The 11,306-nt window shown below is 65.5% G+C and carries 8 protein-coding genes; 3 read left to right on the top strand and 5 right to left on the bottom strand.

The genetic code is table 11. The features are described from left to right. Positions 1 to 185 precede the first annotated feature (185 nt). The 5 genes from G7Y82_RS03195 to G7Y82_RS03175 form a co-directional block, all read right to left on the bottom strand. Entirely contained in the window at positions 186 to 2,156 is a 1,971-nt protein-coding gene (locus G7Y82_RS03195; RefSeq protein WP_168146537.1) for a CocE/NonD family hydrolase, read from the bottom strand. Between the two features lie 206 nt (positions 2,157 to 2,362). Next, a complete protein-coding gene (locus tag G7Y82_RS03190) occupies positions 2,363 to 4,345 on the bottom strand; it encodes an SDR family oxidoreductase (protein WP_168146536.1) in 1,983 nt (660 codons plus the stop codon). 120 nt (positions 4,346 to 4,465) lie between these two features. Next, entirely contained in the window at positions 4,466 to 4,810 is a 345-nt protein-coding gene (locus G7Y82_RS03185) for a hypothetical protein (RefSeq protein WP_168146535.1), read from the bottom strand. Between the two features lie 178 nt (positions 4,811 to 4,988). Then, on the bottom strand, positions 4,989 to 5,819 hold the full coding sequence (locus G7Y82_RS03180; protein ID WP_168146534.1) for an SDR family NAD(P)-dependent oxidoreductase: 831 nt from the start codon (positions 5,817 to 5,819) through the stop codon (positions 4,989 to 4,991). A 69-nt stretch (positions 5,820 to 5,888) separates the two neighbouring features. Then, the gene (locus G7Y82_RS03175; protein WP_366515600.1) at positions 5,889 to 6,326 is read right to left on the bottom strand and encodes an HIT domain-containing protein; all 438 of its coding nucleotides are present in this window, start codon (positions 6,324 to 6,326) and stop codon (positions 5,889 to 5,891) included. Positions 6,327 to 6,416: 90 nt separating this feature from the next. Here G7Y82_RS03175 and G7Y82_RS03170 point away from each other — a divergent pair, with 90 nt between their 5' ends. The 3 genes from G7Y82_RS03170 (at position 6,417) to G7Y82_RS03160 (ending at position 10,924) form a co-directional block, all read left to right on the top strand. Continuing rightward, the gene (locus G7Y82_RS03170) at positions 6,417 to 7,103 is read left to right on the top strand and encodes an NAD-dependent epimerase/dehydratase family protein (protein ID WP_168146533.1); all 687 of its coding nucleotides are present in this window, start codon (positions 6,417 to 6,419) and stop codon (positions 7,101 to 7,103) included. Between the two features lie 84 nt (positions 7,104 to 7,187). Further along, positions 7,188 to 8,393 (top strand): cation:proton antiporter, encoded by a 1,206-nt coding sequence (locus G7Y82_RS03165; RefSeq protein ID WP_168146532.1) that lies wholly within the window; start codon positions 7,188 to 7,190, stop codon positions 8,391 to 8,393. Between the two features lie 101 nt (positions 8,394 to 8,494). Then, the gene (locus G7Y82_RS03160; RefSeq protein ID WP_240954013.1) at positions 8,495 to 10,924 is read left to right on the top strand and encodes a TonB-dependent receptor; all 2,430 of its coding nucleotides are present in this window, start codon (positions 8,495 to 8,497) and stop codon (positions 10,922 to 10,924) included. Positions 10,925 to 11,306 lie beyond the last annotated feature (382 nt).

The raw sequence follows: 11,306 nt of genomic DNA, 5'->3' as shown, positions 1-11,306 counted from the left end.
CTGTCGGTGTGCCGCACATCGCTCTCCACCTCAACTCTACCCCCTCCCTCAGACACAAGCGGCGCAAGCCGCGACCACGCGAATCTGCGAGCAAAAAGAAAGGGCCGAGCGGCCCTTTCCCGGCTGCGTCACCTGCACAACCTGCGGTTCATCGTTCTTTTCGGATCACGCCCGCCGGCGAGCCGTCACTGACTGGCGACGGCGGCCGGCAGATCGCTGGCCGGCACCACCGGCAGCACCACGCTCGACGGGTGGTCGGCGTCGCTGTAGATCGTCAGCGCGCCGACCAGTGACTGCAGCAGCGTCGGGATCGGCGGCACACCCTGCGGCAGATCGCTGGCGCTGACGGCGATGCGCAGCTTGTGACCCTTGGCGATCATCGCGCTGGTCGGGAAGATTTCGACCGGCACCATAATCGCGTCGCCCGGCGTCACGTCCAGCACCGAGTCCTGCGTGAACGGGTGCCACGGCTGGATCGATTCGCCGTCGAGCGTGCGCGAACGCGTGGCGTCGACGGCGCGCAGCGAGGCGGTCTGGATGCCATTGGTCAGCGACTTGGCGACGCCGTTTTCATCGACGTCATCGACGCGCACCGACAGGCCGGCATCGAGCGCGGTGGTCGACATCCAGATATCGGCTTCGATCGGACCATTGAAGTAGGTGTCGTCGGTCATCGCCGGCGTTTCGTACTTGACCGCCCAGACCTCGCTGGCATTGCTGTTCTCGAAGCACGGCAGCGGGATCAGGCCGAGCGCGCCGGCCGTCCACTGCGAGGTGCTGATCGAGCACAGGCCCTCGATCGGCAGCTGCACGACGGGGTTTGAATCTTCGTCGGCAGCCGGCATGTCGGTGGTCAGCGTCTTGTCGCCACGCAGATAGAGGCGCTGCGCCTTCGCGTCCGGATGCGGCCAATCGGTGGCCGTCGCGTAGCGGTCGAGGCCGAGCACGTACTGCGTGACGTTGGGCATCGTGTCGGCACCGACGTCGAGGCCTTTCACATATTGATCGAACCAGCGCAGCTCGATGTGATTGAGCGCCGGAATGCCGTCCGTCGTGCTCGGTAGTCCTTCGCCGAACGCGGCCTCGATATGCGTCCACGGGCCGATCAGCAGCTTGGCCGGCGCCTGATGCTTGATCGACTCATAGGTCATCGGCTCACTGCGCTGAAACAGGTCGTGGAGGCCGCCGACGACGAAGGTCGGCACCTCGATCTTCGCGTCGTTCTCCAGCGGCGAGCGCACCTGCCAGAAGTCACCGTCGTAGGCGGTGTCCGGATCGCCGGCCAGCGCCTTGAGAATGGTCGGCACCTGAAAGCCGGCGACGGCATTGAGCACGTGGTCGAGCAGCACCTGCAGGCCGGTCGCCGGATCGGTGATCAGCACCGGATCGGTCAGACCGAGCACCGAGACCAGGCCCAACCATAGCGGGATGAAGGTGGTATTGACCTGACCGCCGGTGAAGACGATGTCGCGGTAGCCGTCACCGATCGGCACGATCGGGAACGCGGCCTTGACCGCAGGGTTCTGCTGCGCCGCCGTGATGACCGTCGTGATGCCGAGATAGGACACGCCGTACAGCCCGATGCTGCCGTTGCAGAACGACTGCTGCGTGACCCAGTCGACGATTTCCGCGTAGTCGGCCTGCTCGTCCTCGCCGAAGGCTTCCCAATCGCCTTCCGACTGGCCGGTGCCGCGCACGTCGACGACGACGGTCGCATAGCCGTGCTCGACCATGTACGGGTCGGCACCGCCGATCGCCGTGACCGCTTGGCCGGCAACACCGTTGTAGCTGGTCTGCACGAGAATGGTCGGCAGCGGCGTGGTGACGACATTACCGTCGGCGTCGGTCGGCAGCGTGACGTAGACGGCGAGCTTGGTGCCGTCGCGCATCGTCACGTACTGCATCGCCTGATGCTGCATGCCGGCGTAGGTCGGCTCCGGATCGTAATCGGTCCAGACCGCGTCGCCGTTGCTCGTGATCGGCTTGTCGTCGCTGGCCGTGACCGCCCGCGTACCGAGCGTGGTCCAGTCGGCCTTGCCGTTGGCGCCGGCGCCGGCCGGACTGCTCGACGAGCTGCAAGCAGCCAGCATCAGTACGGTCGCGGTGCAAATGCCGGCGGCGATCGGTCGCCAGCTCCGGCGCGGTCCCTGATTCATATCGTCCCCTCGAATCCTGCTTGTCGTTATCGATATGCCGCGCAAACGCTCGGCGGCCGACATCCTGCGATATCGGCCGCCGAGCGTACTGCGCGCCTATTGATTGCCGCTATGACCGTGGCGTCACGGTCTACGGCCCAAACTGCGAACCGGACGATGGCTGCAGGGCCGCGTGGCCACCCGAAGGCGCCACGCGGCAGCGGATCTCAGAAGTGTTCGCCCTTGAACAGGTTGGCGAACACCACCTGCTCCAGCGTCGGCTTGGCGCCTTCCTTGCGGCCGCGAGCGGCCGACGACGACGGGAACAGATGGAAGCCCTTGTTGAGGATGTAGTCGTTGAGCTTGGGCCACAGCGCATACGACACGGCGGCGGCGGTGCCAAGCGGCGTGGCGATCGACTTGGGCTTGTACAGAATCGCACGCATCACTGTGTCGCCGGCCTTGTCGGGCGACCAGGTCGGCACGTAGTCGTAGATCTTGGTCGGCGCGATCATCGGCGTGCGCACCAACGGCATGTAGATCGCGGTGACGTCGATGTTGCAGTGCTTGACCTCGGCCGACAGGCAGCGCGAGAACGCGTCGAGCGCAGCCTTCGACGCCACATAGGCCGAGAAGCGCGCGGCATTGGCGAGCACGCCGATCGAGCTGATGTTGATGATCTGGCCGCTCTTGCGCTTGGCCATTGCCGGCAGGAACGCGAGGATCATGCGTACCGCGCCGAAGTAGTTCAGCTGCATGGTGCGCTCGAAGTCGTGGAAGCGCGTGCTCGACTCCATGACCGCGCGGCGGATCGAACGGCCGGCGTTGTTGACCAGAATGTCGACGTGGCCGAAGTCGTTGATGATGGCGTTCGCGCAGTCGTCGATCGCCTTCATGTCCGACAGGTCGCAGGGATAGACGAAGGCTTCGCCGCCGGCCTTCTCGATGATCTCGCGCGTCTGTTCGAGCTTGTCGCGCGTGCGCGCGACGAGGATGACCTTGGCGCCCGCCGCCGCCAGCTTCTTCGAGACGACGAAGCCGATGCCGCTCGACGCGCCGGTGACGACCGCAACCTTGCCGGCGATACGGCGCGTGGCGCCGCGCGGCAGCGTGGTTTGCAGGTCGAGGTGCAACTCCCAGTACTGCCAGAGCTTCTCGCAATAGTCGCGGATATCCGGGCACTTGATGCCCGAGCCCTTGAGCGCCTTGCGCGTGTTCTTGTCGTCGAACAGCGCGCGGTTGACGACATAGCCGAGCACCGACGGCGGAATGCCGATCGCGGTGGCGGCGCGCTTCTTCAGCGCCGGCGGAATCGCCTCGACGACGCGGTTGCCGAGCATCTTGACCGGCGGCGGGATCGGCGGAATCTCGAACTCGCTGACCACATGCGGGCCGTGCGCGGCGTCCATGATCGTGCGCACCAGCTCACCGACGGTCGGCGAATGCGACTGGATCAGACAGAAGCACTGGCCATTGAGCCCAGGCTGGTGGGCGATGTAGTCGGTCGCCTTGGCCACGTAATCGACCGGTGCGATCGGCACCTTGCCGCCGGTAACGCCCAGCAGCGGCAGCCACTTCGGCACCGCGTAGCTGATCTTCTGCACGGTCTTGAAGAAGTAGTACGGACCGTCGATCTTGTCCATCTCGCCGGTTTCCGACGAGCCGACCACGGCACCCGGACGATAGATGCGGAACGGCACCGTCGCCTCCGTGCGGACGATCTTTTCGGACTCGAACTTGGTGCGGAAGTACGGATGGCCGAGGCGCTGCCCCTCGTCGAACATCTTCTCGCTGAAGCGGCCGATGTAATCGCCGCCGGCGACGGCAACGCTGGACATGTGGTGGAGCACCACGTCACCGCCCAATTCGTTGGCGAAGGCGACGACGTTGCGCGTGCCTTCGTTGTTGATGCGGTCGCCAGTCGCATCGTCCATGTTCATGTCATAGACGGCGGCTAGGTGGAAGACGTGATCGACCTTGCCTTTGAGCTTGCGCCGGTCGGCATCGGACACCAGCCCCGGCTCGGTGACATCGCCGTGCATGGCGTGCAAGCGACTGGCGGCTTCGCCGTAGCGCTCGCGCAGGTCGTCGAATTTATCCTGGGATCCGGGGCGGACGAGCGCGTAGACCTTCGCGTCCTCACGCTGCAGCAATTGCCCGATCAGAAACTTGCCGATGAAGCCGGTCGCGCCCGTCACGAAGTAAAGCATCCGCTTCCCCTAATTGTCGTTTTGTGGCCCGCCGCCATCTTAACGGACCGCGAAGCGCAGTGAACGCGCCAATGGACAGGGTGGAGGCTGTACCTGCGGCCAATCGGCCGCACGATGCACCTACTGGGTGGGCAGGGTTTTCTCGCTGACCCAGCCGGCGGCGTTCTGGCCTTCGATCAACCACCACGGGCCTTCGGCATTGAGCACGCGCGACTTGAGCTTGACCAGCGCGCCCGGCGGCAGCTTGGCCGCGGTTTCACCTTTGACGAGCGGGTGCAGGAACAAGGTGGTCGGTGCGGCCAGCGCCACGGTTTCGCCGGGCTGGTAACGGCTTGCCAAGCCAGCCGGCAGTTGCAGCGGGGCGGAGACATTGCGTGCCTCAAGCGGCTTGGGCGCCGGCGTGCTGCAGGCGGCGAGCGTCAGGCCCGCGCCCATTGCCAAGCCGATTATCGAAATGCCCTTCATGACATCACTCTCCTCGAAGCCGTGCGACACGGCCGCGCCTTATATAAGGCGTCGACCGCAGCGCGACAATCCATGTCGAGCGAATAGCGTGAGCCAGTTCACATTAGGTGAACAGCTGCAATCGGCGAAGGGTCAAAATGTACTGACAGACGGCGCCGCTTTGCCCCGCCCGGCAGCATCAGCCGCGCTTGTTGTCCTTGAAGCTGTCCATCGAGTGATAGACGCCGAAGACGTGGTCGGCCAGCCAATCGAAGAGCCGGATCGGCAGCAGACCCTTCAGTGCATTCGACAGATAGACCGTCCACGGCAGGATGAGCCGCGGCGTACCGCGCTTCATGCCCTGCCAGACGCGCGTGGTGACGAACTCCGGCGTCATCAGCGGCGTCATCAGCATCGGCTTGGCGCCTTCGAACATGCCGGTCGAGATATAGGTCGGGTTGACGGTCAGCACCTTGAGGTGACGGTAGCCAGCCTGCTCCAGTTCCAGCCGCAGCGAGTCGCTCCAGCCCGTGCACGACCACTTCGACGCGCAATAGACGCTCATGCGCGGGTTCGACACCAGCCCGGCGGCCGACGCGATATTGACGATGCGACGCTCGGTCGATGCGTCGGCGATCATGTCCGGCAGGAACTCGCGGGCGATGTACATCGGCGCCATGGCGTTGATCGCCATCGTCATCTCGATGTCCTTCTGAGGGTCATGTTCCCAGAAGTACTTGCCGCGAATGATGCCGGCGTTGTTGATCAGCACGTCGAGCGTGCCGACCTGGGCGCGAACCTCGGCAGCGGCGGCAGCGATCGCCTCGTACTTGGAGACGTCGACCACCTGCGTGATCACCTGCTGGCACTGCGCGCGCAGTTCGGCGGCCGTGGCTTCGAGGGCGTCGGCGTTGATATCCCAGAGGACGATGGTCTGCGCGCCTTCGGACGCCGCGTACTGGGCATACAGCTTGCCCATGCCCATCGCCGCTCCCGTGATCAGCACTTTCTTGCCGGTGACCTTGTCCATTGCGCGCATCGTCCGTGTATCGAAGTGGCGGCGAGTCTAGGCAGCGCTGCCGGTGCCGCCTAGCGCCGATCAGACCGACAGGGGGAACGCCGCGGTCAATCGCGCGCGCAGCTGCGCGATGCGCGCATCGGCGGCGGCCGCCGCGTAGGGCTGTGCCGGCACACGTCCCCAGACCGGCCCCGGCCAGGCCGGGTCGGCCGCGTGGCGGACGATGTGATGCACGTGCAGCTGCGGAACCAGATTGCCGAGCGCGCCGATATTGAGCTTTTCGCCGCCGAAATCGGCCATCAGCGCGCGGCCGAGTGCGCTCGATTCGTGCAGCAGCTGCACCTGATCGGCGGCGTCCAGCTCGTAGATCTCCCGGATTCCGGCACGTCGCGGCACGAGGATCACCCATGGGAACTGGGCGTCGTTCATCAGCAGCACACGGCACAGCGGCCAGTCACCCAGCCACAGCGTGTCGGCCTTGAGCCTGTCGTTCAATTCAAAAATACTGAGCTTTGTCACGTCAGCTCCGGCGATGCCGGTGTATAAAGATCGAGGGACGACATTCTGGATCAGCAGAACGGGAAACGACATGTTGGGGAGCGGGTCGGCATGAAGCGCATTGCACTGGTCGCGGGGGCGACCGGCCTGGTCGGGCATCAGGTCGTGGCGCGTCTGTTGCGCGACCCGGCCTATACGGAAGTGCGCGTGCTGACACGGCGGCCTTTCGACCTCGAAGATCCACACCTGACCGTCGTCCGCACCGACTTCGCCGATCTGGCGACGCTGCAGGCGCTCGGCGACGCGCTGGCGGTCAGTGACGTCTATTGCTGCTTGGGCACCACGATCAAGCGTGCCGGCTGCCGCGCGGCCTTCGCCGACGTCGACGAGCGCATGGTCGTCGATCTGGCGCGGGCGACGCTCGACGCCGGGGCCCAGCAGTTCCTGGTGATCTCGGCGGTCGGCGCCAGTGATCATGCGCTGGCCTTCTATTCGCGCGTCAAAGGGCGCATGGAGAAGGCCGTCGCAGCGTTAGGCTTCGATGCGGTGCATGTGCTGCGCCCATCGCTATTGCTCGGCGAACGCGACGAACATCGTGCCGGCGAAGCATTTGCGCAGCAGTGCGCACCGCTGGCCGAGCGCATGCTGCGCGGCCCGCTGCGGCGCTACCGCCCCGTCGACGCCGACGAGGTGGCCGAAGGCATGCTGCGCGTCGCGCTGCGCGGCGAGCGCGGCGTGCATGTCCACCATTTCCCGCTCGATGAGCTGGTGCCGGAAGGCGAAGCGGACAGCGAGTAGTCGGCCGCGCACCGCAGCCGCCACGCTTGCACGGCGGCCGCTGCGTAGGCGATCTTTGTCGGTCTCACGTCTTCTGGAATGATCATGACTGCCGCCGACGCGGGCCATGCCGCCGCCAGTGCTTCGAATACCAACGAGATCCTCGTCTCGCTGCTGCTGATGTTTGCCGGCGCCAAGCTGTTCGCGGAAATCTTCGAGCGGCTCAAGCAACCGTCGGTGGTCGGCGAGATTCTGGCTGGCGTACTGATCGGCCCGAGCGTGCTCGGCTGGGTAACGCCCAATGAAATCACCCACACGCTGGCCGAACTCGGCGTGATCTTCCTGCTGTTCTCGGTGGGCCTGGAGACCAAGCCGCGCTCCATCCTGCAGGTCGGCGGCACCGCCGGCATGGTCGCGGTGCTCGGCGTCATCGTGCCGTTCTTCGCCGGCTGGGCCTATATGCATTTCTCCGGGCACAGCAATATCGAATCGCTGTTCCTCGGCGCGGCCATGGTCGCCACCAGCGTCGGCATCACCGCCCGCGTGCTGTCCGGCATGGGCCTGCTGAGCCTGATCTCCAGCCGCATCATCCTCGGCGCCGCCGTGATCGACGACATCCTCGGCCTGCTGGTGCTGGCGGTGGTGTCGAGCATGGCCGGCGGCGCCATCGACTACGCCGAGATCGGCGCCACCGCGGCGCTGTCGATCGGCTTCGTCGTCGCCGTGGCGACGATCGGCGCCTCGGCGATGAAGCGCGCGACGCCGCGTATCGCGCGACTGCGCATCGGCCACTCGCTGTTCATCGGCGCCGTGCTGCTGTGCTTCGGCCTCGCCACGGTTGCCGCGACGATCGGCATCGCCGCCATCATCGGCGCCTTCCTCGCCGGCATGGCGCTGGCCGAGCCGACCGAGCAAGAGCATGAGACGCACGAACAGGTGCGCGGCATCACCGAGTTCTTCACGCCCTTCTTCCTCGTCAACATCGGCATGCAGCTCAATGTCGATGCCTTCGCCAATCGCGAAACCATCGTCGCGGCGCTGGTGGTGACGGCGCTGGCGGTGGTCACCAAGTTCGTCGGCTGCGGCCTGGCGGCGATCCGCCTCGGCGCGCGGCGCGCGGCGCAGATCGGCGTCGGCATGGCACCGCGCGGTGAGGTCGGTATCGTCGTCGCACAGATCGGCCTCGGCATGGGCGTGATCTCCGACAAGGTGTTCGCCGTCGTGCTGTTCATGGCCGTGGCGACAACCATGATCGCGCCGCCGCTGCTGGTGCCGCTGTTCCGCAACGAAGCCAAGCCAGCCCCCGGCTGACGCCTTATACGAATTGGTTATGTAGATGTGCGCCTAAATTCTTGGCGCACATTTCCCATGCTGCCTATCGTCGGCGCCCGCTGATTCAGGGGAGCGGCACGATGTCCACCATGTTTCGTCCGCGCGCCGGCCGGCCCGGCGTGTCCGCGATCTCGCATCTGCTCGGCAGCGCCTTGTTGGCGGCCGCCCCGTTGGCATTCGCCGCCACGAGCGACGAACCGCTGGCGACGATCCCCGTGCCCGGCGGCGCCCCGCCCGTCGTCGCCTCCGAGCCCGCCGCCACGCCCGCGCCACTGGCCGAAATCACCGTCACCGCGCGCAAGCGCGCCGAGCGCTCGCAGGACGTGCCGGTGTCGATTGCCGCGTTCACGGCCGACCAGCTCGACGCGCGCGGCATCCAGAGCGTGCGCGACCTGACGACCGCAGTGCCCGGCCTGACCGTCACCGACCTAGGCGGCTACAACCTGATCTATATGCGCGGCGTCGGCACCGACATCTTCATTCCGTCGGCCGAACCCAGCGTCGCGACCTACGTCGACGGCGTCTACTTCCCGTCCGGGCACTCGCTGGCGCAATCGTTCGGCGCCATCGAACGCATCGAGGTGCTGAAGGGACCGCAGGGCACGCTGTTCGGCCGCAACTCGACCGGCGGCGCGATCTCGATCTGGTCGAAAGATCCTGGCCAGCAGGCCGAGACCTCGATTCAGACCAGTTACGCACCGCGCTACAACGACACCCGCACGCGGGTTTACACCAATCTGCCGCTGAGCGACGACATCGCCGCCAGCGTCTCGGCGTTCTACAACCGCGCCGACAATCTCTACCGCCTCGACAACGGCAGCGGCGACCACCTGCCGCCGGAGATCGGCAAGGGCGCGCGCGTCAAACTCGGCTTCACCTTCGACGACGACGTGTCGTTGGTACTGACCTGGCTGGCTGGCCAGCAGCGCGGCACCGGCACCACCGCGTCGGCCAATGTCGATCCGAGCCCGCTGCTCGGCGCGACGCTGCCGGCCGAGACCCGCGACTACGTCGTCACCGCCAACGCCGAACCGTCGCTGGTCACCGACACGCGCGCCGCCTACGGCGTCCTCAAGTGGCACCTGCCCGGCGTCGACACCAAACTGCTCGGCAGCTACTACTTCGTCCGCGCGCACGACTACGTCTACGACTTCGACGGCACGAACCAGCCTCTGGCGACCTACGGCGCCAACAGCGAATACCAGCGCTTCGTCACCAGCGAACTGCAATTCACGTCGAACGACGAAAGCTGGGGCGCGGACTGGCTGAAGTGGGTCGGTGGCCTTTACTACCTGAAGAGCCGCGGCGGCTACGACCCCGGCTACCTGCGCCTGCTCGACGACGTCCAGCTGCCGACCCAACAACTGCTCGATGCGCTGCCCGGCACACTCGGCACCACCGTGCGCAACCTGCTCGGCGATCTGCCGATCCCGGAAACACTGACCTTCTACTTCACCGGCCTGCTCGACACCGAAAGCTATTCGGCCTACGCGCAGAGCACCGCGAGCCTGACCGACTGGCTCGACATCACGCTCGGCGGCCGCTGGCAGCACGAGTCGCGCAAGCTGGCGCGCTCCGACGTCGGCCTCGGCAACCTCGGCGGCGGCGTCAGCACGATCTATTCGTTCTCGCCGGAACAAACGACGGCCACCAACTTCTCGCCCAAGGTCTCGCTGGACTTCCGCCCATTCCGCGACGTGCTGCTGTACGCCTCGTTCCAGCAGGGCTACAAGAGCGGCACCTACAACATCATCAACATCTTCAAGCAGCCCGAATACGTGAAGCCGGAGAAGGTCACCGCGTACGAGGTCGGCCTCAAGTCCGAGTGGCTGCATCACAGCCTGCGCTTCAACACCGCACTGTTCCAGAACGACATCAAGGATCTGCAGACCGGCTTCATGTCTTTCACGTCCGGCGGCGCGATCAACCTCGAAAACGCCGGCCGCGCCCGCATTCGCGGCGTCGAAGTCGAAACCGTGTGGCAACCGCTGCGCCGCCTCGATCCGGGCCTGACACTCAACGCCAACGCCTCGTGGCTGCACGCCGTCTATCTCGACTACGACAACGGTCGCGGCTTCAACGACACGACCGGCCTCGCCTATCAAAGCGATTGCACCAACGCCAGCGGCGAATACGACGCCAGGCTCGCCAGTTGCCACGACTTCAGCGGCAACCGCATCGTCCGCACGCCCAAGTTCTCCCGCACCTTCGGCGCCGCACAGCTGTTGTCCGTACCCGGTGGCACGCTCGAAGTGGCGGGTGACTGGTATTACAACTCCGGCTACTACTACCTGGCACAAAACGCCGACAACTCGTTCGAGAAAGCGTATTCGGTACTCAATGCGCGGATCAGCTATCTCTACGAGCGCTGGTCGATGCGCGTCACCCTGTTCGGCGAAAACCTCACCGACGCGCGCTACGACCTCGCCCAGTTCCACACCGACTTCGGCCGCGAGGACTCACTGGCCCCACCGACCACCTGGGGCCTGCGCCTGAACTGGGACTTCTGATGGACGATTCGCGAGAACAGAAGCAAACGGCGTTTAACCACAGATTTCACAGATTGCACTGAAGGAAAGTGGATCGGACACTTGTTCTTCAGACAACGCACGCAGCTTCAGCTGCACTGCTACCTTCCGGTCGTCGCGGCTCGCGCCGCTCCTACAAAAAGCGCAAACACCCCCTGTAGGAGCAACTGTGTCGTCGCGGCGGCTGCAGATCCGGACCTTGCGCGTGCCTCGATACACCGCGCTACGCGCGGCACTCGGCATGAACGGTTCGGGGAATTCGCAAAACACCTGGAGAGCGTTGTAGGAGCGGCGCAAGCCGCGACCCACGGCGGCAACCGCAACAAACACTAAGCACCAACTTCGCTGATGGCGCAGAGGAGAA

Source organism: Solimonas marina (assembly GCF_012241385.1).
GTDB classification, from domain to species: domain Bacteria; phylum Pseudomonadota; class Gammaproteobacteria; order Nevskiales; family Nevskiaceae; genus Solimonas; species Solimonas marina.
The sequence above is the reverse complement of the archived record's forward strand: the minus strand, read 5'-3'. Positions and strand labels throughout refer to the sequence as shown.